The 24,617-nt window shown below is 70.9% G+C and carries 29 protein-coding genes; 22 read left to right on the top strand and 7 right to left on the bottom strand.

Annotated features, from left to right (window positions below; genetic code table 11):
- The first annotated feature begins 3 nt into the window (after positions 1-3).
- The 20 genes from FB382_RS09775 (at position 4) to FB382_RS09680 (ending at position 15,608) form a co-directional block, all read left to right on the top strand.
- Entirely contained in the window at positions 4-930 is a 927-nt protein-coding gene (locus tag FB382_RS09775) for an acetaldehyde dehydrogenase (acetylating) (protein ID WP_182538752.1), read from the top strand.
- Complete coding sequence (dmpG, locus tag FB382_RS09770) at positions 927-1,985, top strand: 4-hydroxy-2-oxovalerate aldolase (protein ID WP_182538750.1); 1,059 nt, start codon at positions 927-929, stop codon at positions 1,983-1,985. The genes FB382_RS09775 and dmpG overlap by 4 nt, the downstream gene beginning before the upstream one ends.
- A gap of 20 nt (positions 1,986-2,005) precedes the next feature.
- Entirely contained in the window at positions 2,006-2,575 is a 570-nt protein-coding gene (locus FB382_RS09765; protein WP_182538749.1) for a DinB family protein, read from the top strand.
- A gap of 383 nt (positions 2,576-2,958) precedes the next feature.
- On the top strand, positions 2,959-5,661 hold the full coding sequence (locus FB382_RS09760) for a bifunctional YncE family protein/alkaline phosphatase family protein (protein WP_182538747.1): 2,703 nt from the start codon (positions 2,959-2,961) through the stop codon (positions 5,659-5,661).
- A 77-nt stretch (positions 5,662-5,738) separates the two neighbouring features.
- Entirely contained in the window at positions 5,739-6,905 is a 1,167-nt protein-coding gene (gene hsaA / locus FB382_RS09755) for a 3-hydroxy-9,10-secoandrosta-1,3,5(10)-triene-9,17-dione monooxygenase oxygenase subunit (protein ID WP_182538745.1), read from the top strand.
- Positions 6,906-6,907: 2 nt separating this feature from the next.
- Positions 6,908-7,792 carry a 4,5:9,10-diseco-3-hydroxy-5,9,17-trioxoandrosta-1(10),2-diene-4-oate hydrolase gene (hsaD, locus tag FB382_RS09750; RefSeq protein ID WP_343055545.1) on the top strand — a complete coding sequence of 295 codons (885 nt, stop codon included), beginning with the start codon at positions 6,908-6,910 and terminating at the stop codon, positions 7,790-7,792.
- A complete protein-coding gene (gene hsaC / locus FB382_RS09745; RefSeq protein WP_220481311.1) occupies positions 7,789-8,688 on the top strand; it encodes an iron-dependent extradiol dioxygenase HsaC in 900 nt (299 codons plus the stop codon). Before hsaD ends, hsaC begins: the two co-directional genes overlap by 4 nt.
- A 14-nt stretch (positions 8,689-8,702) precedes the next feature.
- Complete coding sequence (locus FB382_RS09740; RefSeq protein ID WP_281379853.1) at positions 8,703-9,344, top strand: flavin reductase family protein; 642 nt, start codon at positions 8,703-8,705, stop codon at positions 9,342-9,344.
- Positions 9,341-9,703: a TetR/AcrR family transcriptional regulator gene (locus FB382_RS09735; RefSeq protein ID WP_182538743.1), complete on the top strand. Its 363-nt coding sequence runs from the start codon at positions 9,341-9,343 to the stop codon at positions 9,701-9,703. Before FB382_RS09740 ends, FB382_RS09735 begins: the two co-directional genes overlap by 4 nt.
- A gap of 122 nt (positions 9,704-9,825) precedes the next feature.
- Positions 9,826-10,620, top strand: a complete 795-nt coding sequence (locus FB382_RS09730) for a histone protein (protein ID WP_182538741.1) — start codon at positions 9,826-9,828, stop codon at positions 10,618-10,620.
- A gap of 14 nt (positions 10,621-10,634) precedes the next feature.
- Entirely contained in the window at positions 10,635-11,885 is a 1,251-nt protein-coding gene (locus FB382_RS09725) for an SRPBCC family protein (protein WP_220481310.1), read from the top strand.
- A 4-nt stretch (positions 11,886-11,889) separates the two neighbouring features.
- Positions 11,890-12,345, top strand: a complete 456-nt coding sequence (gvpJ, locus tag FB382_RS09720) for a gas vesicle protein GvpJ (protein ID WP_182538739.1) — start codon at positions 11,890-11,892, stop codon at positions 12,343-12,345.
- 28 nt (positions 12,346-12,373) lie between these two features.
- A complete protein-coding gene (locus FB382_RS09715) occupies positions 12,374-13,120 on the top strand; it encodes a GvpL/GvpF family gas vesicle protein (protein WP_182538737.1) in 747 nt (248 codons plus the stop codon).
- Positions 13,121-13,127: 7 nt separating this feature from the next.
- Positions 13,128-13,382 (top strand): gas vesicle protein GvpG, encoded by a 255-nt coding sequence (locus FB382_RS09710; protein WP_182538734.1) that lies wholly within the window; start codon positions 13,128-13,130, stop codon positions 13,380-13,382.
- Between the two features lie 3 nt (positions 13,383-13,385).
- Complete coding sequence (locus FB382_RS09705) at positions 13,386-13,763, top strand: gas vesicle protein GvpO (protein WP_182538732.1); 378 nt, start codon at positions 13,386-13,388, stop codon at positions 13,761-13,763.
- Positions 13,760-14,092 (top strand): gas vesicle protein, encoded by a 333-nt coding sequence (locus FB382_RS09700; protein WP_343055544.1) that lies wholly within the window; start codon positions 13,760-13,762, stop codon positions 14,090-14,092. Before FB382_RS09705 ends, FB382_RS09700 begins: the two co-directional genes overlap by 4 nt.
- Positions 14,089-14,859, top strand: coding sequence for a GvpL/GvpF family gas vesicle protein (locus tag FB382_RS09695; protein ID WP_182538730.1), 771 nt, complete (start codon positions 14,089-14,091; stop codon positions 14,857-14,859). The genes FB382_RS09700 and FB382_RS09695 overlap by 4 nt, the downstream gene beginning before the upstream one ends.
- Positions 14,856-15,077 (top strand): gas vesicle protein, encoded by a 222-nt coding sequence (locus tag FB382_RS22855; protein ID WP_220481309.1) that lies wholly within the window; start codon positions 14,856-14,858, stop codon positions 15,075-15,077. Before FB382_RS09695 ends, FB382_RS22855 begins: the two co-directional genes overlap by 4 nt.
- Positions 15,074-15,361, top strand: a complete 288-nt coding sequence (locus FB382_RS09685) for a gas vesicle protein K (protein ID WP_182538728.1) — start codon at positions 15,074-15,076, stop codon at positions 15,359-15,361. The genes FB382_RS22855 and FB382_RS09685 overlap by 4 nt, the downstream gene beginning before the upstream one ends.
- A gap of 25 nt (positions 15,362-15,386) precedes the next feature.
- Entirely contained in the window at positions 15,387-15,608 is a 222-nt protein-coding gene (locus tag FB382_RS09680) for a hypothetical protein (protein WP_182538726.1), read from the top strand.
- 336 nt (positions 15,609-15,944) lie between these two features.
- Here the strand turns inward: FB382_RS09680 and FB382_RS09675 are convergent, their stop codons facing one another.
- Complete coding sequence (locus FB382_RS09675; RefSeq protein ID WP_182538724.1) at positions 15,945-16,307, bottom strand: cupin domain-containing protein; 363 nt, start codon at positions 16,305-16,307, stop codon at positions 15,945-15,947.
- 65 nt (positions 16,308-16,372) lie between these two features.
- Here FB382_RS09675 and FB382_RS09670 point away from each other — a divergent pair, with 65 nt between their 5' ends.
- A complete protein-coding gene (locus FB382_RS09670; protein WP_182538722.1) occupies positions 16,373-16,771 on the top strand; it encodes a VOC family protein in 399 nt (132 codons plus the stop codon).
- A 12-nt stretch (positions 16,772-16,783) separates the two neighbouring features.
- On the opposite strand, the gene FB382_RS09665 is transcribed toward FB382_RS09670, so the two are convergent.
- The gene (locus tag FB382_RS09665; protein WP_182538720.1) at positions 16,784-18,118 is read right to left on the bottom strand and encodes a 13E12 repeat family protein; all 1,335 of its coding nucleotides are present in this window, start codon (positions 18,116-18,118) and stop codon (positions 16,784-16,786) included.
- Positions 18,119-18,253: 135 nt separating this feature from the next.
- Here FB382_RS09665 and FB382_RS09660 point away from each other — a divergent pair, with 135 nt between their 5' ends.
- Entirely contained in the window at positions 18,254-18,628 is a 375-nt protein-coding gene (locus tag FB382_RS09660) for a VOC family protein (RefSeq protein ID WP_182538718.1), read from the top strand.
- A gap of 22 nt (positions 18,629-18,650) precedes the next feature.
- Here FB382_RS09660 and FB382_RS09655 read toward each other — a convergent pair whose 3' ends face one another.
- The 5 genes from FB382_RS09655 to FB382_RS09635 form a co-directional block, all read right to left on the bottom strand.
- The gene (locus FB382_RS09655; RefSeq protein WP_182538716.1) at positions 18,651-19,871 is read right to left on the bottom strand and encodes a hypothetical protein; all 1,221 of its coding nucleotides are present in this window, start codon (positions 19,869-19,871) and stop codon (positions 18,651-18,653) included.
- A gap of 263 nt (positions 19,872-20,134) precedes the next feature.
- Positions 20,135-21,106, bottom strand: a complete 972-nt coding sequence (locus FB382_RS09650; protein WP_182538714.1) for an acyl-CoA dehydrogenase family protein — start codon at positions 21,104-21,106, stop codon at positions 20,135-20,137.
- Complete coding sequence (locus tag FB382_RS09645; RefSeq protein WP_182538712.1) at positions 21,106-21,978, bottom strand: acyl-CoA dehydrogenase family protein; 873 nt, start codon at positions 21,976-21,978, stop codon at positions 21,106-21,108. Before FB382_RS09645 ends, FB382_RS09650 begins: the two co-directional genes overlap by 1 nt.
- Positions 21,975-23,141, bottom strand: a complete 1,167-nt coding sequence (locus FB382_RS09640) for an acyl-CoA dehydrogenase family protein (RefSeq protein WP_182538710.1) — start codon at positions 23,139-23,141, stop codon at positions 21,975-21,977. Before FB382_RS09640 ends, FB382_RS09645 begins: the two co-directional genes overlap by 4 nt.
- Complete coding sequence (locus FB382_RS09635; protein WP_182538708.1) at positions 23,132-24,616, bottom strand: FadD3 family acyl-CoA ligase; 1,485 nt, start codon at positions 24,614-24,616, stop codon at positions 23,132-23,134. The genes FB382_RS09640 and FB382_RS09635 overlap by 10 nt, the downstream gene beginning before the upstream one ends.
- Between the last annotated feature and the right edge of the window lies 1 nt (position 24,617).

Genomic DNA, 24,617 nt, shown 5'->3' with positions numbered 1-24,617 from the left:
CCCATGGTCTCGACAAGCTCGACCACCGAGCGGCTGACCGCCGCCATCGTCGGCCCCGGCAACATCGGCACCGACCTGATGTACAAGCTGCTGAGGTCCGACTCGATCGAGCCACGCTGGATGGTCGGCGTCGACCCCAGCAGCGAGGGGCTCCGGCTCGCCTCCGCGCTCGGCCTGGAGGCGACCCACGAGGGCGTCGACTGGCTGCTCAAGCAGGACGAGCTGCCCGACCTGGTCTTCGAGGCGACGTCGGCCTACGTGCACCGGGAGTACGCCCCTCGCTACGAGGAGGCGGGCATCCGCGCGGTCGACCTGACGCCCGCGGCGGTCGGCCCGGCCGTCATCCCGCCGGTCAACGGCGAGGCCCACGTCGGCGCGATGAACGTCAACATGATCACCTGCGGCGGCCAGGCCACGATCCCGATGGTGGCGGCGGTCTCGCGGGCGGCGACGGTCTCGTACGCCGAGATCGTGGCGTCCGTCGCCAGCGTCAGCGCCGGCCCGGGCACGCGCGCCAACATCGACGAGTTCACCCGCACGACGAGCCGGGGCGTCGAGGAGATCGGCGGAGCCCAGCAGGGCAAGGCGATCATCATCCTCAACCCGGCCGACCCGCCGATGATCATGCGCGACACGATCTTCTGCGCCGTGCCGCCCGACGCCGACCGGGACGCGATCGTCACGTCCGTGCTCGCGATGGAGAAGGCCGTGCAGGCCTACGTCCCGGGCTACCGGCTGCTCCAGGAGCCCCAGATCGACGACCCGTCCCCGGCCACCCGCGGCCAGACGAAGGTCAGCATCTTCGTCGAGGTCGAGGGTGCCGGCGACTACCTCCCGCCGTACGCCGGGAACCTCGACATCATGACCGCCGCCGCCACGCAGGTCGGCGAGAACATTGCTCGATCCCTGGCAGCAAGGAGCATGGCGTGAACAACCTGGCCCGGACCTGGTCCGACGACCTCGACCTCCGCCTCACCGACACCTGCCTGCGCGACGGGTCGCACCACAAGCGCCACCAGTTCACCGCGACCGAGGTGCACGACATCGTCGAGGCGCTCGACGCCAGCGGCGTGCCGGTCATCGAGGTGACCCACGGCGACGGGCTGGGCGGGTCGAGCTTCAACTACGGCTTCTCGCGCACGCCCGAACAGGAGCTGATCCGGATCGCGGCCGAGACCGCGAAGCACGCCCGGATCGCCTTCCTGATGCTGCCCGGCGTCGGCACCAAGGACGACATCCGCGCGGCGCAGGACAACGGCGGCCAGATCTGCCGGATCGCCACGCACTGCACCGAGGCCGACGTGTCCCGCCAGCACTTCACGCTGGCCCGCGAGCTCGGCCTGGAGACCGTCGGCTTCCTGATGATGAGCCACACCCAGCCGCCGGAGGTGCTCGCGCAGCAGGCCCGGATCATGGTCGACGCGGGCTGCCAGTGCGTCTACGTCGTCGACTCGGCCGGCGCGCTGGTCATGGAGCAGACCGCCGACCGGGTCGCCGCGCTGGTCGCCGAGATCGGCCATGAGGCCACCGTCGGCTTCCACGGCCACGAGAACCTCGGCCTCGGCGTCGCCAACACCGTCATCGCCGCGCGTGCCGGCGCGACCCAGATCGACGGCTCCGTGCGGCGCTTCGGCGCCGGCGCGGGCAACACGCCCCTCGAGGCGTTCGTCGGGGTCTGCGACAAGCTCGGCTGGCGGACCGGCATCGACTTCCTGACCATCGTCGACGCGTCGGAGGACGTGATCCGCCCGGCGATGCCGGAGGAGTGCCAGCTGGACCGGATGACGCTGATGATGGGCTACGCCGGCGTCTACAGCTCCTTCCTCAAGCACGCCGGCAACGCCGCCGACCGCTACGGCGTCAGCGGCGCCAAGATCCTGCTCGAGGCCGGACGACGCAAGCTGATCGGCGGCCAGGAGGACCAGCTCATCGACATCGCCCTGATGCTGAAGGCCGAGCAGGACAAGGCGGCCGCCAACGCCTGAGCCGTGGCTAGGGTGACGCCATGACGGACGCGAAGGAGACCCTCGGCCACTACCTCCAGGGCGCGCGCGACGCGCTCGTGTGGAAGCTCGAGGGGCTGAGCGAGTACGACGTACGCCGCCCGCTCACCCCGACCGGCACCAACCTGCTCGGTCTCGTGAAGCACTCGGCCGGTGTGGAGCTCATCTACTTCGGCGAGACCTTCGGGCGACCCAGCGGGATCGACCTGCCGTGGTACACCCCGGGAGCCGACCGCAACGCCGACATGTTCGCGACTCCCGAGGAGGGCCGCGACTGGGTCGTGGACCTCTACCGCCGGGCCTGGAAGCACGCGGACGAGACCTTCGCCGCCTGCGACCTCGAGACCGTCGGGAACGTGCGCCACTGGGGCGGCGAGGCCGTGACGCTCCACCGGATGCTGGTCCACGTCGCGACCGAGACCCACCACCACGCCGGCCACGCCGACATCCTGCGCGAGACCGTCGACGGCGCGGCCGGGTTCCTGCGGACCAGCAGCAACCTGCCCGGCGACGACTACGACTGGGCGGCCCACGTCGCGCAGGTGCAGGCCTCCGCGGACGCCTTCCGCTGACCGTCGGCTCGGGGCAACTGCCGGTGGCTGGCTGGGGCGCCCGCGCGCGTGGCCGACCGTCTCCCGGCGCGCTTGTCGGCGCGGGCTTCGCCCGCGCCGCCCGCATGCGCGGGCGCGCTGGTCAACGGGAGCGGTGAGCTGTGAACCGTTTCCCTGTCCGGGTCGGTTCACGGCTCACCGCCGGGTCGGCCGGGCGGTGGGTGGTGAACCGTATCCAGGTCGGGTTCGGTTGCTGGCTCACCGCTGGAGCCGGTCGGCTACGCGGCGTACCCACCAACGCGCGACCAGGACCCGTCCCGTGGCGCCGGTCACGCGGTGGCTGAACAGTCGGTGAACACGCCCGCACACCCGTGACCTCGGGTGCGCAGGCCGGTTGGAGGGCCATGCGCACCCTCCCCACCACCGCCGCCGGCCTCGCCGCCGGCCTCGTCGCCGGCCTGCTCGTCTGGCAGGTCGCCGGCGCCGACGGCACCGAGCACGTGACCCCCTACAGCACCACGGGCCAGTACGCCGAGGGCGTCAGCCTCGTCTCCGGCCGGCTCATCACGCCGGTGGGGGAGCGCACCGAGCTGGGCGACTTCCCGGTCGCCATCGCGCTCTCGCCCGACGGCACCGTCGCCGCGATCGCCAACAGCGGTCAGGGCGAGGGGGCCCCGTCCCAGACGGACGAGGGGATCCAGATCGTCGACGTCGCGAGCGGCCGGGTGCTGCAGACGGTCCACGACCACGAGACCGACCAGCCGACGTTCTACGAGTCCGGGCTGGCGTGGAGCGCCGACGGCACGCACCTCTACGCCACCGGTGGCGGCAACGACCAGGTCTACGACTACGCCTGGGACGGCCACCAGATCATGATGGTCCAGCGCTGGAAGAGCTCCCTGCGGGCCGGTGCGCCGACGGTGGACGGCAGCCAGAACGGCGGCATCCCCGGCACGGCCCCGCTCGTCGGCGACGCCGCCGCCTACAGCCGCGGCCTCGACGTCCTGCCCGATGGCAGCGCGGTCCTGGTCACCAACGAGCAGGGCTCCACGGTCGCCGCCCTCTCCACCGAGAACGGCACCCTGCTCTGGGAGACGCCGCTCGGTGGCCCGGGCCAGCCCGGCGGCGCCTACCCCGAGGCCGTCACCGTGTCGAAGGACGGCGCCACGGCGTACGTCGCCGCCCAGGGCCTCAACGCCGTCGTCGGCCTCGACACGGCCACCGGCGCGGTCACCTCGACGACCCCCGTCGGCGACCACCCGGTCTCGATGGCGCTCGACGGCCCGGGGAAGAGCCTCTACGTCGCGAACGCCAACGACGACTCGCTCACCGTCCTCGACGTCACCGGCCCCGCTCCCAGCGAGGTCACCCAGGTCTCGACGCACCTCATCAAGGGCGAGGCCAACGGCTCCACCCCGGACGCGGTGGCCGTCGACGACGCGACCCACACCGTCTACGTCGGCAACGCCGGCGACAACGCGGTGATGGTGCTGCGCGGCGCCGGGAAGGACCTGCACACCGTCGGCGCGATCCCCACCGGCTGGTACCCCTCGGCCCTGGCGACCGCCACCCACGGCAAGCTCCTCGTCGCCTCGGCCAAGGGCCTCGGTGGGGCGCCGATCCGCAGCCACGCGCAGTACATCGCCAACCACCGGCACGGCCTGCTGACCTCCGTCGAGCGTCCCTCTGCGGCCACCCTCGCCGCGTGGACCGCGAAGGCGCAGCACAACCTGCGCTACCCGTCGACGACCTCGCGCCTGCGGCCCGCCGGCTCGCCGATCCCGACGCTGAGGAACGCGGGGCGCAGCCCGATCAAGCACGTCGTGATGATCGTGCGGGAGAACCGGACCTTCGACCAGGTCTTCGGCGACCTCACGCGGCGCGACGCGGACGTGGAGCCGTCGTACACGGAGTTCGGTCGGGTCGACGACCACGCCAGGACGGTCACGCCCAACATCCACGCGCTGGCGAAGCGGTTCGCGCTGTCGCAGAACTTCTACAGCGACGGCGAGGCGAGCATCCAGGGCCACCACTGGACCGCCGAGGGCGTCTCGAGCGACTACACCGAGATGAGCTACCTGCACTACTACTCCTCGCGCAACCACCCCTACGACCCGACCGCGCCGATCGTCTACCCCCGCTGTGGCGCGGTGTTCCAGCAGCTCGCCCGGCAGGGCAAGACCTTCCGCAACTTCGGCGAGCTGGTGGGCCTCTCGACCGCCCAGGTGCCGACGACCAAGGTCGCGCCGGGATCGCGGTGCGGCACCCCCGGAGGCGCCTACGACGAGCAGTCGGCCGCGAGCTTCGACCCCAACCTCGGCGCCAACCTCTCCCTGACGTCGGTCTCCGACGTCGACAAGGAGCAGGAGATCGAGGCGGCCCTGGACCCGCTGGTGCAGACCGACCAGCTGCCGCAGTTCATGTACGCCGTCCTCGGCAATGACCACACCGACGGGACGTCGGCGGGCAAGAAGACGCCGGCGGCGCACGTGGCCACCAACGACCTCGCGGTCGGGCGGTTCGTGGACTACCTGTCGCACACGCCGCAGTGGAAGAGCACCGCGGTGTTCATCGTGGAGGACGACAGCCAGGACGGCCTCGACCACCGCGACGGCCACCGCAACATCCTCGCCGTGGCGTCGCCGTACGCGAAGCGGGGCGCGCTCTCCTCGCTGCACATCAGCCAGGCATCGGTGCTGCACACGATCGAGCTGATCCTCGGCCTGGACCCGCTGTCGTCGTACACGCAGTACTCCGCGGTGCCCTACGACCTGTTCACCTCGAAGCCGGACTTCGCGCCCTACACCTTCCACACCCCGACCTACCCGATGGACAAGAAGAACCCGGACGCGAAGCCGGGCTCGGCCGCGTCGGTCCCCATCGACCTGAGCTCCATCGACGTCGCCGGGCCGATGCTCGAGGCGCAGATCTGGGAGTCGGTGCACCCGGGCGTCCCGATGCCCCCGGCGCTCATCGCGGAGCTGCGGGCGGCCGGCGGCCTCAAGGAGGAGGCCTTGCGGGCCTGGGCGCGTGGCGAGCCGTGCTCGTGCCGGCCGCTGCTGCCGGGTCTCGTGGTCGCCCCGGGCATGGGGGACCTCGACGACTGAGCGGTGCGTCGGGGGTTACCCAAAACAAGAACGTGTTCTAGTATTGCTGCTGTCCGACCACGACAGGAGCAACACACATGTCCCAGGCTGTGCTCGACGGCGTCCGCGACCTGCTGCCCGGCATCCGGGAGCGGGCCGACGAGGCGGAGCGTCTGCGCGTCGTGCCCGAGGCCTCGGTCAAGGAGCTCGAGGAGGTCGGCTTCTTCCGGCTGCTCCAGCCGCGGCGCTTCGACGGCCTCGAGGCGGACCCGGTCGACTTCTACACCGCGGTCCGGGACATCGCGTCGGCATGCGGCTCGACGGGGTGGGTCTCCAGCGTGGTGGGCGTGCACCCCTGGCAGGTCGCGCTCTTCGCCGACGAGGCCCAGCAGGCGGTCTGGGGCGAGGACACGTCCACCCGGCTGAGCTCGTCGTACGCCCCCACGGGCAAGGCGGTCCTCACCGACGGCGGCTACACGCTGTCGGGCAAGTGGAGCTTCTCGTCGGGCTGCGACCACTGCCAGTGGGTGCTGCTCGGTGGGCTGGTCTTCAACGCCGACGGGCAGGTCGTGGACTTCCGGACCTTCATGGTGCCGCGCGAGAAGTACCAGATCGTCGACGTGTGGCACATGGTCGGCCTCAAGGGGACCGGCTCCAACGACATCGTGGTCGACGAGGTGTTCGTGCCCGAGGCGTTCACGCTCTCGATGGGGGAGACCGGGCGGTGCAAGGGCCCGGGCCAGGCGCTGAACACCTCCGACCTCTACAAGCTGCCGTTCCACTCGATCTTCACCGGCACCATCACCACCCCGATCATCGGGATGGCGCGCGGCGCCTACGCCGAGCACGTCGAGATGCAGCAGAAGCGCACCCGCGCGGCCTACCTCGGCGAGAAGGCGTCGCTCGACCCGTTCGCCGCGGTGCGGATCGCCCGTGCCTCCTCGGAGATCGACGCCGCCTGGGCGCTGCTGGTCAGCAACATCCGCGAGGAGCAGGCGCACGTCGACAAGGGGGAGAAGATCCCGCTCGGGCTGCGGCTCAAGGTGCGGCGCGACCAGGTCATCGGCACCCAGCGCGCGATCGACGCGATCGACGACCTCTTCGAGGCGTCAGGGGGTCGTGCGCTCGCCGAGGGCACCTACCTCCAACGGGCGTGGCGCGACGCGCACGCCGGCCGGGTGCACGCCGCCAACGACCCCGAGCGGGCGTTGCAGATGTACGGCGCCCACGAGTTCGGCCACAAGGTCGACCCGGGGATGTACTGACCGTGGCCGACCTGACCCGCGAGTCCACACGCCGCTCGGCCAAGGCCGGCGACATCACGCTGAGCTACCACGAGGCCGGGGTCTCCACCGATGCCGGTGGCGGGCTGCCGCTCGTGATGCTGCACGGCGGCGGGCCGGGCGCGTCCGCCTGGTCCAACTTCGGGCCGGCGCTGTCGCGGTTCGCCGCGTCGTACCGCACCCTGCTCGTCGACCAGCCCGGCTTCGGGGCGTCCGACAAGCCGCCGGTGGTCGGCAACTACTACCGCTTCGCGGCCGACCACGTCGTCGCCCTGCTCGACGAGATCGGCGTGGATCGCGTGCACCTGCTGGGCAACAGCCTCGGCGGCGGCACCGCGATGCGACTCGCGCTGACCCACCCCGACCGGGTCGGACGGCTGGTGCTGATGGGCCCGGGCGGGCTGTCGCTCAACCTCTTCCACGCCGACCCGACCGAGGGCGTCCAGCGGCTGATGGACTTCGGCGCCAACCCGACCCGTGAGGCGCTGCGCGCCTTCATCTCGACGATGGTCGTCGACCAGTCGCTGGTGACCGATGAGTTGGTCGAGGAGCGGTTCGCCGACGCCACCGCTCCCGGGGCGCAGGATGCGATGCGCTCGATGGGGATGTCGTTCTGGAACCCCGAGACCGCCGAGGACGGCATGCTCTGGCGCGAGGCGCACCGGCTGCGCAAGCACACGCTGCTCACCTGGGGGCGTGAGGACCGGGTCAACCCGATCGACGGGGCCTTCGCGGCACTGAAGCTGATCCCGAGGGCGACCCTGCACGTGTTCCCGCACTGCGGCCACTGGGCGCAGATCGAGGCGGCGGAGGAGTTCGCCGAGGTCACGACGGCGTTCCTGGCCCGGCACACCGAGAGGGCGCGATGATCGACATCAAGAGCCTCGGCTACGTCCGCGTCGAGAGCACCGACGTCGAGCAGTGGCGCCACTTCGCCGGCAAGGTCCTGGGGCTGGCCGAGGGGCGTGGGCCGACGGAGGGGCACCTCTACTTCCGGATGGACGAGCTGTCGGCACGCATTGTCGTGGTCCCCTCCGAGCACGACCGGATGGGCTGCATGGGCTGGGAGGTGGCCGACCGGCGGGCGCTCGCGCAGGCCGTGGACCACCTCAAGGACCACGGGGTCGAGATCCACGAGGCGACGGCCGAGGAGCTCGCCGAGCGGCGGGTCGAGGGGATGATCCGGTTCGAGGACCCCTTCGAGAACGTCTTCGAGCTCTTCCACGGCGCGACGTACGAGGCGCGGCCGCTGGTCACGCCGTACGCCAACCGCTTCGTCACCGGCGAGCAGGGGCTCGGGCACATCGTGGTGCCCGTCGGCGACGACGAGGAGGCGCTGCGGTTCTACGCCGACGTGCTCGGCTTCCGGCTGCGCGACTCGATGCGGATGCCGGGGGAGTTCGTCGGCAAGGAGCCCGGTTCGACCGCCTGGCTGCGGTTCCTCGGCTGCAACCCGCGGCACCACTCGCTGGCGTTCCTGCCGATGCCCAACCCCTCGAAGTGCGTGCACATCATGGTCGAGGTCGAGAAGCTCGACGACGTCGGCCGCGCGCTGGAGCGGGTCCGCAAGCACGGCGTGCCGTTGTCCGCGACGCTCGGCCGGCACATGAACGACCAGATGGTGTCGTTCTACGTCCGCTCACCGGGCGGCTTCGACGTCGAGTACGGCACCGAGGGCCTGACCGTCGACGACCACACGTGGGTGGCTCGCGAGAGCACCGCCGTCTCGTACTGGGGGCACGACTTCTCCGTCGGTCACCAGTGACTACGGTTGAGCGCATGAGCTCGGAGGCCGGCCGCGAGATCCCGGAGGGGATGACCTCCGACGCGCGCGAGACCTGGCCGAGTCCCGAGCTGATCAGCTCCTGGCTGGGCGACGTCGACGTCGACTTCGAGTTCCGCCCCGGGGAGTACGGCGGTGTCCACGCCGACGACCCGGCCGCGATCGCCGCGGCCCGGCAGTTCCGCGACGTGCTCGGGCGGTTCGCCTCGGGTGTCACGGTGGTGACCTCGACGTCGTCGGGGGAGCCGGTCGGGCTGACCTGCCAGTCGTTCTCGAGCGTCTCGCTGGACCCGCCGCTGGTGCTGTTCGTGCCGGCGAAGACCTCGCGGGCCTGGCCACTGATCCAGCGATCGGGGAAGTTCTGCGTGAACTTCCTGGCCGCCGACCAGGCCGAGCTGTCCAACCGGATGGCCAGCCGCGGGATCGACAAGTTCGCCGAGGTGCCGTGGACGCCGTCGGCCGCCACCGGCTCCCCGCTCCTCGCCGGGGTGCTCGGCCACGTCGACTGCACGATCCACGCCGTCCACGAGGCGGGCGACCACTTCGTCGTCATCGGACGGGTCCTCGACATGGCCGTGTCCGGGGTCGAGGAGCCGCTGCTGTTCTACCGGGGTGACTACTCCACGACCGAGTCGTGACGCTGGTCCCCGTCGACCCGGTCGAGCGGGACTTCGCCGTGCGACTGCTCACCCGCTTCCTCCGGCTCTGCGAGAGCCCCCGCACGCGGGCCCGGATGGTCAAGCTGATCCAGGGCTCGACGGGCAGCGCCCGGGCGGGGCGGATGCTCTACCGGATGATCAACCGGTCGGTCCTCAACCCCGTCGCGCGCGCCACCGGTGTCCAGTCGTCCGCCATGCGAACGGAGCTGCTCGCCTCGCAGCTCATCGGGCTGGCGATGCTGCGCTACGTCATCAAGGTCGAGCCGATGGCGTCCGCGTCCGTCGACGAGGTGATCGCGCTGGCGGCACCCTCGATCCGCGCCACGTTGCGGGGCTGAGCCCTCCCGGCCCTCGTCGGCTTTGCCCACCCCGGGGTTTACATCGGGCCTCGAGGGGCACGGACCAAGGGGGAGAACGTCGCACAGACGGATGAACGTCATCCATTCGACGAGAGGGAGCTATGAGCAACGAGGCACGTGTTGCGCTGGCCGTGGCAGGCGGATACCTGCTCGGACGCAACAAGAAGATGAAGCTCGCGATATCGCTGGGCAGCATGCTGGTCGGGCAACGAGTAGCGACCAATCCGAGGGCCCTGATGAAGCAGGGACGCGAGCTGGTCGACAAGAACCCCAACCTCGCCGAGATCGAGGATCAGATCCGCGGCAAGTTCCTCGAGGCCGCGAGGGCGGCCGCGTTGGCGACGCTCAGCTCGCGCATGGAGCTGGTGAGCGACTCGCTGCGCGATCGCACCGACGCACTCCGCGGTCTGGCCGGCGAGCTCGAGGAGGCGGCCGACGAGGCCGAGGACGACGACGAGGACCAGGACGAGGCGGAGGAGCCCGAGGCCGAGGACGAGCCCGAGGGTGACGACGAGCCCGAGGCGGAGGACGAGCCCGAGGCGGAGGACGAGCCCGAGGAGGAAGCTCCGGAGCGCCCCCGTCAGCGGCGGCGCCGTCCCGCGAGGTCTGCCCGGGAGGCCACGAAGGCCCCGGCGAAGAAGACGGCCACGAGGGCTGCGAAGCAGACGCCGACCAAGAAGCCGTCCGCCGCCAGGGCACCGGCGAAGAAGGCCGCCACCAAGGCTCCGGCGAAGAAGGCTGCGGCCACCAAGGCTCCGGCCAAGAAGGCGGCCGCCAAGAAGGCCCCCGCCACGAAGGCCACCGCCGCCAAGAAGACGGCCGCCAAGAAGGCCCCCGCCAAGAGGGCCACCGCCAAGAAGTCGAGCAGCTCCGGCCGCTCGCGCAGCAACGGCTGAGGAGGGCGACCACGATGACTGAGGACAAGGGCAGCACCTCGGGGCTGAAGTCCCTGATGGGTGAGCTTCCGCTGGACCGGCTCAAGGACGAGCTCCAGGACGCCGCGAAGGCGCTCGGGGAGAAGGCCGTCGGCACCGTCACGCAGCGGCTCGGCGACGCGACCGGCTCGCTGACCGATATCGCCGCCAACGGCGGCGTGATGGGCAAGGCTGCCAAGGAGGGTTCCAAGGCTGCAGCCCAGGGGGACAACCCCGTCGGCGGCGCCCTCAAGGGTGGGCTCGGCGAGATCAAGGACAAGGTCAAGTCGGCGTTCGGGGGCGGCGGTGGCGACAAGGCCACCAAGTCCACGAACATCATCGAGTCGATCGACGTCGGTGTGCCGATCGACGTTGCCTACAACCAGTGGACCCAGTTCCAGGACTTCTCCGGGTTCATGAAGAAGGTCGAGAGCGTCGACCAGCAGGACGACGTCAAGGTCACCTTCAAGGCCCAGGTCTTCTGGTCGCACCGGACCTGGGAGGCGACGATCATCGACCAGGTGCCCAACGACCGGATCATCTGGAAGTCGAAGGGCGAGAAGGGTCACGTCGACGGCGCGGTCACCTTCCACGAGCTGGCTCCCAACTTGACCCGCGTCCTCGTGGTGCTCGAGTACTACCCGCAGGGCCTGTTCGAGAAGACCGGCAACATCTGGCGAGCCCAGGGTCGCCGCGCCCGCGCAGAGCTCCGGCACTTCCGGCGCCACGTCATGACGCGTTCGATCCTCGAGGAGGACGAGCTCGAGGGCTGGCGCGGCGAGATCCACGACGGCGAGGTCGTCCGCGACCACGACGAGGTGGTCGAGGAGGAAGAGCAGCAGCGCGAGGACGAGTACGCCGACGAGGAGTACGACGAGCCGGAGGACGAGGCCGACGAGGAGTACGACGAGGACGAGCCCGAGGACGAGGCCGACGAGGAGTACGACGACGAGCCCGAGGACGAGCCCGAGGACGAGGCCGACGAGGAGTACGAGGGCGAGACCGAGGACGAGGCCGAGGACGAGGCCGACGAGGAGTACGACGACGAGCCCGAGGACGAGGCCGACGAGGAGTACGAGGACGACGCCGAGGACGGGGTCGACGCCGAGGAACCCGAAGAGGAGTATGACGAGCCTGAGGACGAGGCCGACCTCGAGGACGAGGAGGACGTAGAAGAGGAAGAACCGGAGGAGCAGCCGCGGAAGCGGTCCTCCAGCAGACGGACCACTTCGCGGAAGAGAAGGTGAACGAATGACTGTTGCCACACAACGCCAGGGCGGCTACCTCGATCGACCCGCACCCAGCGGCCTCGCCGACGTCGTCGAGGTCATTCTCGACAAGGGTCTCGTGATCGACGCCTACGTCCGGGTCTCGCTGGTCGGCATCGAGCTGTTGACCATCGACGCCCGCATCGTGATCGCGAGCGTGGACACCTACCTCCGCTTCGCGGAGGCCACCAACCGGCTCAACCTCTATGAGTCGGGCAAGGGCGGCAAGGACCTGCCCGACATGGTCGAGGGGATGGCCGAGGGCGGCGCCAAGGGCAAGACCTCGGGCGTGCTCGGCGCGGCCAAGGACGCCCTGCTCGGCTCGTCGGACGACGAGGACGACGATGACGACGAGGACGACAAGCAGGGGAGCCGGCGACGCCAGCCCGCCAAGAAGTCGACCTCGTCCCGGCCTCGTCGCCGGACACAGGAGTCGTGACTGACGCATGACGGCATCTGCTCCAGGGGTGACCGCCGGCACGACCGAGGCGTACTACGTCTACGGCATCGTGTCGGCGGGCGCCCCCGCCGACGTGGTCCGCGAGGCCGGCATGGGACAAGCCGTCGAGGTGGTCACCGACGGCCCCGTCGCCGCCCTGGTGGAGCTCGTCGACCCGGACCGGCCGCTCGGACGCCGCCGGGACCTGGTCGCGCACAGCACGGTCCTCAACACCATGGCCCTGCACGGTCCCGTCCTTCCCATGCGGTTCGGCTCCGTGGTGCAGGACCGGCCCACCCTGGTCGACGAGCTCCTCATCCCGCAGCGCGAGCACTTCGTCGACCTGCTGGAGCAGGTGCAGGGCAAGGTGCAGTTCACGCTCCGGGCGCGCTACGTCCTGGACACGGTGCTCGCCGAGGTGGTCACGGCCGAGCCCGAGATCGCCGAGCTGCGCCGGCGTACTGCCGACCTCCCCGAGGACGCCACTCACTACGAGCGGATCCGGCTCGGGGAGCTCGTCTCCCGTGCCGTCGACCGACGCCGCAGGGACGACGCGCACGAGATCCTCGTCCGCCTGCAGCCCCAGGTGCTGGACCACGTGGTCCGCGAGGTCTCGGGCATGGACAGCCTGGCAGAGCTCGCATTCCTCGTGGATGTGGAGCGCCAGGAGGCGCTCGAGCAGGAGGCCGAGGTGCTCGCCGCCGAGCTCGACGGACGGGCCAGGCTGAGCCTGGTGGGTCCGATGGCGCTCTACGACTTCGTCCCGGAACAGTGAGGCCACGATGGGACTGATCACCGGGCTGCTGACGCTCCCGCTCGCGCCCGTCCGTGGCACCGTCTGGGTCGCCGAGCAGGTGCGCCGGGAGGCCGAGCGCCAGTACTACGACCCGGCGCGCATTCGCCGAGAGCTCGAGGACGTGGACGAGCTTCGCCGTTCGGGTGACCTCACCGAGGAAGAGGCCGAAGTGCTCGAGGACGAGCTGGTCGAACGGCTCATGGAGAGCCGCCGCCGCGACACCGCCCCGAAGGGACCATGATCGATGGCAGAGACGCAGAAGACCACCGCCACCAAGGCTCCGGCCAAGAAGGCCGCGGCGCGCAAGTCCGCGCCCAGGAAGACGGCCGCACGGCCCGCGGCACGCAAGCAGTCGGCCATGGACGTGGCGCGCGCCGCGGCCCGGCAGCTCTCGGAGCTCACCGGTCGCGAGCCCGAGTGCGTCACCGGGGTCCAGCGCACCGAGGACGGCTGGGAGGTCGAGATCGAGGTCGTCGAGAGCCGGCGGATCCCCGACTCGACCGACATCCTCGCGACGTACCGGGTGCAGGTGGACGCCGACGGCGACCTCACCGGCTACCACCGGGCCCGACGCTACGTCCGGGGCAAGGGCGGCGACGGCGACGGGGGCGGTGGCCGGTGACCGAGCAGCCGCGCTCCGTGGCCAGGATGCAGGGTCCCTACGACCGGACTCCCGAGCGGCATCAGCCTGCCGACCTGGCCGACATCCTCGAGCGGGTGCTGGACAAGGGCATCGTGATCGCCGGCGACATCAAGGTGAACCTGCTCGACATCGAGCTGCTCACCATCAAGATCAGGTTGCTCGTCGCTTCGGTCGACAAGGCCAAGGAGATGGGGATCGACTGGTGGGAGAACGATCCGATGCTCAGCAGCCGCAGCAAGGATCGCGAGCTCGAGAGCGAGAACCAGCAGCTCCGCGAGCGGCTCAAGGAGCTGGAGCAGGGCTCGTGACCACCGGTCTCTACGCCTACGCGCTGTCGCGCGGCCTGACCGACGCCGACGTCTCCGGGCAGCCGGGCATCGGCGGTGCTCCGCTGCGGCTGGTCCAGCTGGAGGGCCTCGTGGCGGTGGTCAGCGAGGTCGACCTCGAGGAGTTCGGCGAGGAGGGGCTGCGTCGCAACCTCGAGGACCTGCGCTGGCTCGAGTCGGTCGCGATCGCCCACGACGATGTCGCCCGGCACGCCGCCGGCCGCGCACCGACCGCCCCGCTGCGACTCGCGACGGTCTTCCTCGGCGAGGAGTCGCTGGCCGCGCAGCTGGCCGAGTGGCACGACAGCGCGGAGCGGGCGCTGGACCGGATCGAGGGACGCAGCGAGTGGAGCGTCAAGGCGTACGCCGACCCCGCCGTCCGTGCCGAGCCGGAGGCGCAGCAACCGCCGGCCGAGGGGGTCGGGGCCGGGCGGGCCTACCTGCTGCAGCGGCGCGCCGCGACCCAGCGACGGGCGGCCTCGGCGCAGGAGGACGCCGACCTGGCGCAGGAGCTCCACGAGGTCCTGGCCGACCACGCGACCCTGAGTCGCCGGCTCGCCCCCCAGGACCGGCAGCTCACGGGACACACGGGCGAGATGATCCTCAACGGCACGTACCTCCTCGATGACACGCAGGTCGACGACTTCCGGCAGCTCGTCGCCGAGCTGGACGGCCGGCACGGGCACGTCCGGGTCGAGCTGGGCGGCCCCTGGCCGCCGTACTCCTTCTCCTCCCTGGACGCACCGTGACCGACACCTTCACCGGCGGACTGGTCTCGCGGCCGTCGGACAACCCGGCCAACAGGGCGCTGCAGCCCGTGGCGCTGGTCGACCTGCTCGATCGGCTCCTCGGTGCCGGCGTCGTCATCTCCGGTGACCTGGTGATCTCGCTGGCCGGCGTCGACCTCGTGCAGGTGCGCCTGCACGCACTGATTGCCTCGGTGCGGGCGGAGATGATCCCGCGATGACCGAGGGCTACTCCCTGCCGCGTCGTCTCGAGACCGACTCGGAGTCGGTGCAGCGGGACCTGATGAAGCTCGTGCTGACCATCATCGAGCTGGTCCGCCAGCTCATGGAACGCCAGGCGATCCGTCGGGTCGACGAGGGGGACCTCGACGACGGCCAGGTCGAGGAGCTCGGCCTGGGCCTGATGCGCCTCGAGGAGGCGATGACCCAGCTGAAGGAACAGTTCGACCTGACCGCCGACGACCTCAACCTCGACCTGGGGCCCCTCGGGACCCTGCTCGACTGACGCACGACCGACCCTGGAGGAACCCATGCCGAACAACAACGACTACGACGTGCGCGCCGAGATGCTCGAGGCGCTCCTCGCCAAGGTCGGCGAGGAGCGTTTCCCGTCGTCCACCATGCTCAACTGGATCGAGGAGCTACTCACGCCGGAGGACGTACCCGTGTATGTCGAGCTGTTGCTCGAGCGGGTTCGATCGGAGAACTTTCCGAGCATCCCCATGATGGCGAGGATCAAGCGCCTGGCGTGACACAGGGTCGGCCCGGACATGCCGAACGCCCGGTGTCGGTCGGACATGCACGGGGGTCATGTCCGGGCCGAACACCGGGCGCTCGGGGTCTGGGTGGGCGATCAGCCCTGGGTGTTGCGGGGTTGCCCGGACCAGGTCACGCGACGTGGATTCGCGACGGAGTGCATGTCGGTTGCGGTCTTCATGGTGCTCACTTCCTGGTCCGGGCTCCAGAACCGGTGTTCCGGCCCCCACGAGAGAAGACTTGCAAGCGGGTCCCACCTCAACAAGGGACTAGGGCGAACCTTGGGGGAGGCCTGCGGGACCCTTGAGGAGAACCAGAGACAAGGGACCGAATCAGCGGTCGACGTTGACCGTGGGGATCCCGCCGCCGACGCGTGCGATCACGGCGAGCGACGGCAGGTCGGTCGGGTTGCTCTCGCGGTGGACCGTGAACGCCGGGACGTGGACGAAGTCGCCGGCGTGGGCGTCGAGGTGACCCTCGTACCCCTCGAACTCGAGCCGCAGGATGCCCGAGACGACGTAGAGGCTGGACTCGTTGACGTCGTGGTGGTGCCAGCCGGAGACCGCGCCGGGGGCGGTGACGACCTGGCCGGCCCAGAGCATCGGGAGCTCGAACGCGAGCTTGCGCTCCATCCCCGGCGTCGGGTCGGCGGCGACGAGGTCGTCGAGTCGGAACACCTGCACCGGCTGCGTCATGCGGCCAGTCTGCCCCAGTCTCGGCTGGCTAGGGTGGACAGCTCCGACTCGATGGGAGCATCCGCATGACCGCCTCCGGCCAGCACATCCCCGGTGTGGGCACCGTCTATCTCGCGGTGACGGATCAGGATCGCGCACTCGCGTTCTACCGCGACAAGCTGGGCTTCGAGGTGCGCACGGACACGGAGTTCGGCGAGGGCTTCCGGTGGGTCGAGGTGGCTCCAGCGGGCGCCTACACCGTGATAGCCCTCGTCCCGCCGATGGGCGAGGACGACCCGCAGCCCGGTGGCAGGTCGCCGTTCGGCTTCGACACGCCCGACCTCGAGGCGGCGATGGCGGAGCTGGGCTCGCGCGGGGTCGAGTTCGAGGACGTGATGGGTGGTGAAGGCCCGGTGCCGCCGATGGCGTACTTCCGCGACCCCGACGGCAACCGGATCCTCCTGGTCGAGGAGAGCGCGCGCTGACCCGTGGCGTGATCAGAGCGCGTCGAGGACGAGCAGCGCGAGTCCCTGCGTGATGTCGTCGCCGTCGAAGAGACAGTCGCCGATGTGGGTCGAGATCGTGCGGGTGCCGCGGTGGTCGGTCACGCGGTAGCGGCGGTGAGGTGTGCGCCAGACGTAGAGGCCGGGCCAGGGTTGCCGCACGCTCATCCGGCCATGGGTCTTGATGCGGTGGTGATGTCGGGTCAACGGGCCGCCGTTGCCGGTGTTGGTCTGTCCGGGAGGGCCGTGCGGGTCGAAGGGGACGGAGTGGTCGACGTCGCGGCGGCCGGTGGTGGCCACGGCGTAGGGGAAGCAGTCGGCCGGCGTGCGCAGCAGCACCGCCTCACGCAGGGAGCCGGTGAACTCGTAGGCGTCGGACGAGAGCTCCTGGGTGAGGTCGATGACCGGCTTGATGGTGACGTGCCGGTGACCCAGGATGTGGCGCGCGTGGGCCAGCGTGATCGGGCCGTCCTGCTCGAAGCGGGCGACCCCGTCCGCGTCGCGGGTGAAGTCGGTCTCGGTCAGGTGGAGGTAGAGGACGGCCGGGGCACCGTGTGGTGTCGACGGGCGGCGACCCGCGAGCAGCTCGGACGCGTGCTCGGGGTTGGCAAGGATGCCCAGCGCTCTGGAGCGACGTACGTCGATCGCCGCCTCGTCGCCCTCGGCGGCCAGCAGCTCGGCGACGCGGGAGATCGTCGCGTCGAGGGCCAGCGCGTCGGTGTCCTCGAGCCGGGCGTAGAGGTGACGGTTGCCGGCCTTCGGCTCGCGGTCGAGGGTGGCGAAGCGGGTGTCAGTGGCTCCCTCGCGCTCGCGGTCGGCCGTCTCGTTGTCGGCGGCCAGCACCATCGCCTCGACGGTGCGGAGCAGCCGTGACGGCGGCAGGGTGGCGGCGACGTCGGCCAGGGCGCGGTCGACCTCGGCGACTTGCAGCGACGTCAGGCCACGCGTGAGGGACGCGACCTTGCGGGCCACCCAGTCGGGCATCGCGAGGTGGTGGACGACGGCGGTCCAGAAGCTGGGTAGCCGATGCCGAAGGTCGAGCGCGTCCGCGATCAGGTGGCGCGCGGCGATGGGATGGATCTCCAGGCTCAGGCCGAGCTCGGCGGGGCAGAGGTCGGCGACCTCGGGCGTGCCCTCACCACCCATCCGGACCGCCTGCTCGCCGCCGCGCGGCGTGTAACCGAACTGTCCGATGGTCTCGCCCGGGTGCTGGTCGGCCCAGGCGACGGCCAGACACAGGATCTCGGCCTCGGCGGCGCGCTTGGCCCGGAGCGCGCGCTCGGCCGCAGTGAGGATGTCACCGGGAGCGTCGACGGGTCCGAGAGCCATGACTCATTGTATCGAACAGACGTTCGAACGACAAGCACTCTCGTGCGTCGAACTTCCCTGCCGGGAGTCGACTGCCGAGCGAGGCGTTGATGCGACACACTCGATTGCCAGCCTGTGCCGACGGAGGGGTCCACCGTGTTAGCAGCCAGCGACGTGATTGCTTTCGCTTCGACGACGGACCTGGCTAGGGCCCGTTCCTTCTACGAGGCCACGCTGGGGCTCCCCGTTGTCGATGAGAGCGCGTACGCATGCGTGTTCGATGCCCATGGCACGATGCTGCGCGTCACGGCCGTCGCCGAGGTCGCCCACCCGGGCTACACCGTGCTCGGCTGGCGGGTGATGGACATCAGTGAGATCGTCGCGCGACTGGAATCCCGCGGGGTCGCATTCGCTCGCTACGACGGCATGGGGCAGGACGCCCACGGCGTGTGGACAACCCCGAACGGCGATCGTGTCGCGTGGTTCGCCGATCCCGACGGGAACGTCCTGTCCCTCACCCAGTTCCGGTGAAACCCCCTGCTCGCGCGCTCATTCAGATGGGGCTGTGGAGGAGGTCGAGGAGCTCGGGCGCGAGGTCGGCGGCCGAACGCGCGAACACCTCGACCTCGTCGGGCGAGAGCCGCATCCGGTGCGTGAGCGCCGAGGTCAGGCAAGACGACCACCAACGCGACGTGCCTGAGATGACCGGTGCGCAGGCAGCGGACGTCACGGCCCAACCCATGAGCATGTCCACGACGCGCGCGTACTCAGGGTCCTCCTCGTAGGAGATGGCGTGGCGGGCTGCCACTGCGATCCTCTGGAGCGGCGCCAATCCGTCGACAAGGCGTTCGGCCGCCGCGATCACCTCACCGCTCGCCAGCCACTCGGTGCCCGGCGGTGTGCCCTCGGGCAAGGTCGCGGACAACCACGGTCCGAGGCCCGCGAGCCGCACCCTCGTCCCGGCGTCCTCGCCCAGCACTTCAGCTGCCAGGGCCGACAGGAAGGCATCGGCGAACAGCCGGGTCAGGGCATCGCTGAAGCGGTCGCGCTCCAGCTGATCTGCGGCGTCGTCGCCGAGCAACAGGTCCACGGTGCGGGCCCAGGTGTCGGTCGTGCGCCCGGGGTGCGACGCCCCGACCGTGCGGATCACGTCCTGACGAAGCTCCTCGACCGCGTCGTCGAGGCCAAGGGGGCGTCCGGCGGAGGCGGCCACGACCGCTGGCCAGATCGCCTTGCCGCCCATCTCGACGTCGAACGCGAGGGTGAGGAAGCCCGCCAGCGTCTCTTCGTCCGCGGACCAGATCTGGCCAGCTCGCGCGAGCACGAGGGGCGTGCGGGGGCCGTAGCGCTGGGAGGGGTCGAAGGATGCGCGTCCGGTCGATCGCCACACCCCGGGGATCCTTGCGGACCTCGAGCCGTCACGCAGAGGCTTGAGCTGGATTCGGAGGCGTGCCCGCTCCTCAGTCGTCAGAGCCGTGCGCGGGCCGCGCGGTGTGCGCTCGAGCGACCAGCGCACGGGCAGAACGGTCGCCCCGGCGTCCGTTCCGAACGCCTCGAGGTCTTCACGATCCTCCGGCGGGTCGAGCTGGAAGGTGACCCGGGCCAGGCCGTCGTCGTACTCATGGGTCCATGAGTCACCCACGGCAACACGACCCTCGAGCAGTCGGAAGGCGATCTCGTTGAGGATGCGACACATGTCCTGGGCGCTGAACCGCCAGTCGGGAGCGGGGTCGTCGCCCAGGCTGGGTTGGCAGCGGAGGTGCAGCTCGGCCACGCCGCGGTCGGCGAGCCCGATCGTGTAGGCGAAGTCGGTCCACGGGCGTTCGTTGCAGAACACGCTCTGGACGATCCAGGTGGGGCGCTCGTGCGGGTTGTGCTCGTGCCGGGTTGTTGCGGTCATGGTGGCTCCTGTCGGCTGGGAGCTTCGAGCACAACAGGGGGCGTCGAGAGCGCTGGCTTGATCTCCACAGGCCGGCGGCGAGGGCTTGTCCGGGGGATGCCTGTGGACGTTGCGTGGCCCTCGATGACTGCCGGAGGTCAGAGCTCCACGAGGGCCCGGTGCGAGGCCGCCGACCCGAACAGCTGCCCGAGCGCGTGCGCCCGCTTGAAGACCAGCTGGGCGTCGTGCTCCCACGTGATCGCGATCCCGCCGTGCATCTGGACCGTCTCGGCGGCGACCCGGGCGAGCGCGTCCGAGCAGTAGGCCTTGGCGACGTGGGCCAGCCGCTCGGCGTCGGGAGCATGCGTGGCCACGGCGTACGACGCGGCCCACGACGCCGACCGCGACATCTCCACGAGCACGAGCAGGTCGGCCATCCGGTGCTTGAGCGCCTGGAACGACCCGATCGGGCGCCCGAACTGCACCCGTTCCTTGCTGTAGGCCACCGTCATGTCGAGGGCGCGCGCGGCCAGTCCGGTCTGGAGGGCCGCGACCCCCACGGCGCCGACCAGGGCAGCACGCGACCGCGCGGCGCCACCGTCACCGATCGGGTTGGCGGTGGCAGGGTCGCAGTGCACCGTCGCCAGCCGGATCGTCTCGTCCATCGTCGGCGTCCACGTCCGCTCGGCGGCGGCGGGGTCGACCTCGAACAGGTCATCGCCGGAGGCCACGACCAGCACGGAGGCGAGATCGCCGTCGAGCACGTCCCGCGCGTCCGCCCCCTCGACGAACGTCCCCACCTCGCCCGCGGCGAGCCGCGGGAGGAGCCGCGCCCGGGCCTCCTCCGACCCACCCGCCAGCAGCGCCTCGGACGTCACGAGCGACGACAGCAGGGGCGACGGCACCAGCGACCGGCCGACCTCCTCGAGCGCGACGAGCGACTCGAAGAACGTGAACCCCGCTCCGCCGTACTCCTCAGGGATCCCCAGCCCGGCCACGCCGATCTGCTCGCACAAGGTCTGCCACAACGCTTCGTCGTACGTCGCCACCCGGGCGTCTCCGCGCTTGCCCAGCAACGACCGGACGGTCGTCGCGAGCTCCGCCTGCTCCGGTGTCAGCGCGAACTTCATCAGAGCCCCGCCAGCACGGCCGCGCGGTGGTGGGCCGGCGTCCCCCACGCACTCACGAGCGCGCGGACCTTGGTGATCCAGAGGCTCAGGTCGAGCTCCTGCGTGTAGCCGACGGCGCCGTGCACCTGGAGCGCCGTGCGCGAGGCGAGGTACGCCGCGTCCGCGCACGCCACCTTGGCCGCCGAGGCCGGCACCTCCCCGAGCGCGGCGCCGAAGACGAGCGGGCGGGCGAACGCCAGCGCGATGTGCACGTCGGCCAGCCGGTGCTTGATCACCTGGTAGGAGCCGATCTCGCGACCGAACTGCCGGCGCTGCTTCACGTAGACCACCGAGTCGGCGAGCAGCCGCTCGCCACAGCCCAGCAACTGCGCCGAGGTGGCCAGGACGGCGAGGTCGAACGCGTCCCGATTGGTCTCGGCAGGCTCGACCGACGAAGCGACCTCGAACAGCCGCCGGGTCCGGTCGACCGAGACCCGCATCTGGCCGACGGCCCCGGCCGGCGTGCTGCCGACGTACACCTGGTCGGCGACGTCGGCATCGAGCGCCCAGGGCAGGTGCGGCGGCACGGCGACCGTCCCGATTCCGTCGACCTCGTGGCCGAGGGCCCGGGGGAGGTACGCCGCGGACTCGACCCAGGGGCCGGGCACGGCGTGGCGGCCGAGCGCCTCGAAGGCGATCACCAGCTCGACGGGGCTCGCCTCGGTGGCCAGCGACGTCACGCCCTGCTCGGCCAGTCGGGCCCAGAGCTTGAGCCCGGGTCCGCTGTCACCGTCGGCCCAGGCGCGGGCGACCGCGACGGTGTCGGAGGAGGCGAGGAGCGCCTCCAGCGAGGCCGCGAAGTCGCGCTGGTCGTCGGTGAGCGCGAACCTCATCGACCCGCTCCCTTGGACTCGCCCCGCGGTTCCTTGGGCAGGCCGAGGATCCGCTCGGCCACGATGTTGCGCTGGATCTCGTTGGTGCCGGCGTAGATCGGGCCGGACAGGGCGAACGTGTAGCCGTCGAGCCAGGCCGACTCCACCTCGGCGTCCGGCCCGAGCAGGTCGAGTGCGGTCTCGTGCAGCGCGATGTCGAGCTCGGACCAGAAGACCTTGTTGACCGACCCGTCGGCGCCGATGTCGCCACCCTCGGCCAGCCGGGTGACCGTGCCCCACGTGTAGAGCCGGTAGGCCTGCGCCCTGATCCAGGCGTCGGCCACGCGGCTTCGAGACGGTTGCTGCGCAACCTCCTCAGCCACCGATCGATGGAGATGGACCAGCCGGTCGGCGGCGGCGCAGAACCGGCCGGGGGAGCGCAGGGAGAGTCCGCGCTCGTTGCCGGCGGTGCTCATCGCGACCCGCCAGCCGTCGCCGGGTGCCCCCAGCACGTCGCCGTCGGGGACGAAGACGTCCTCGAAGAAGATCTCGGCGAAGCCGGCCTCGCCGTCGAGCTGCGCGATCGGACGGACCGTCACGCCGTCGGCGTCCAGCGGGAAGAGGAAGTACGTCAGTCCCGCGTGCCGCTGGGCCTCGGGGTCGGAGCGGAACAGGCCGAATCCCCAGTGGGCGAAGGCCGCCCGCGACGACCACGTCTTCTGCCCGTTGAGCAGCCAGCCGTCCTCCACGCGACTGGCGGTCGAGCGCAGCGACGCCAGGTCGGAGCCGGCCTCGGGCTCGGACCACGCCTGCGCCCAGATCCGTTCTCCGGTGGCCATGGTGGGCAGGAACCGCTCCTGCTGATCCGGCGTCCCGTGCTCGAACAGGATCGGGGCGAGCAGGAAGATGCCGTTCTGCGACACCCGACCGGGCGCACCGGCGCGGTAGTACTCCTCCTCGAAGAGCACCCACTCGACGAGGGAGGCCTCGCGACCGGAGTACGCCGCGGGCCACGACACCACCGACCACCGTGCCTCGGCGAGGCGCGCCTCCCACGCCTGGTGGGCGCGGAACCCGTCGGCCGTGTCCATCGAGGGCAGCGGCTCGGGGGGCACGTTGGCCGCCAGCCAGGCGCGCGCCTCCTCGCGGAACGCGAGCTCGGCCTCGGAGAGGGTCAGGTCCATCGCTTCCTCAGCTCGGTCTTCAGCACTTTGCCGGACAGGTTGCGCGGCAGCGCGTCGACCACCTCGACGTGCCGCGGCACCTTGAAGTTGGCCAGCCGCTCCCGGGCGAACGCGAGCACGTCCGCCTCGGTGGTCGAGCCCGCCGAGGCCACCACGTACGCCGTGCCGACCTCGCCGAGCCGGTCGTCGGGCACGCCCACGACCGCGACGTCCGCCACGCCGTCCATCCGGGCCAGCACCTGCTCGACCTCGGCGGGATAGACGTTGAAGCCGCCGGAGATGTACATGTCCTTGAGCCGGTCGGTGATGGTCAGGTTGCCGGCCTCGTCGAGGGTGCCGACGTCGCCGGTGTGCAGCCAGCCGTCGGCGTCGATCGCCGCGGCGGTGGCGGCCGGGTCGTCGAGGTAGCCGAGCATCACGTGGTCGCCGCGGACCAACAGCTCGCCCTCGTCGCCGATCCGCGTCTCCATGCCGGGGATCGCACGCCCACACGTGGTCGCCACGGTCTCGGCGGAGTCGTCCTCGCGGCACATCGTCACGACCACGGCCTCGGTCATCCCGAACGCCGTGACCACGTGGTCGATGCCGAGCTCCTGTCTCATCCGTTCGATCAGGACCACGGGTACGACGGCGGCGCCCGTCACCGCCAGCCTCAGGGAGGAGAGGTCGTGGTCGGCGCGGCCCGGCGCGGCCAGCAGGGACTGGTAGATCGTGGGCGCGCCGGGCAGCAACGTGATCCGCTCGGACTCGATCAGCCGCATCGTGGCCTCGACGTCGAAGACCGGCACGGGGTAGAGGGTCGCGCCGGTCAGCAGCCCGACCACGATCCCGATCTTGTAGCCGAAGGAGTGGAAGAACGGGTTGACCACGAGGTAGCGGTCCTCGGCCGTCACGCCACCGAGCGTCGCCCACGCGTCGGCCACGCCGATCGTCTGCCGGTGGGCGCTCATCGCGCCCTTGGACCGGCCGGTCGTGCCGGAGGTGAAGAGGATGTCGGCAACGTCGTCGGGCCCGGGCTGCGGGAAGTCCCTGTCACCAGGCCGGTGATCGAGCCTGTCGAGATCGGTCACCTCGTGCAGGTCGACCACGGGGGGCTTTGTGCCCGCGTCGGCGAGCTCCCGTCGCTGGTCGCGGCCGAGGAAGCCGTCGTGGAGGACGACGAGCGCAGCATGGGTGCGGGCCACGACGTCGGCGACCTCTGGCCCGACGTAGCGGGAGTTGACCGGGACCAGCACCCCGCCGGCGTACGAGACGGCGAGCGCGGCGATCGCCCACGCGGTGCTGTTGGGTCCCCACAGAACGACGCGGTCGCCGGCGCGGACGCCGGCGTCGACGTACGCCGCGGCCGTCGCCTCGACCCGCTCGAGCAGCCCGGCGTAGGAGAGCGTGCGCCCCTCCTCGACATAGGCCGGGTGGTCGCCGAAACGCTCCGCGGCGGAGCGGAGCAGGGCGGGCAACGTGCGCGTACCAAGCATT

This window comes from Nocardioides ginsengisegetis (assembly GCF_014138045.1).
In the GTDB taxonomy this organism is placed as follows: Bacteria; Actinomycetota; Actinomycetes; order Propionibacteriales; family Nocardioidaceae; genus Nocardioides; species Nocardioides ginsengisegetis.
This window is presented reverse-complemented; position numbering and strand designations above follow the sequence as displayed.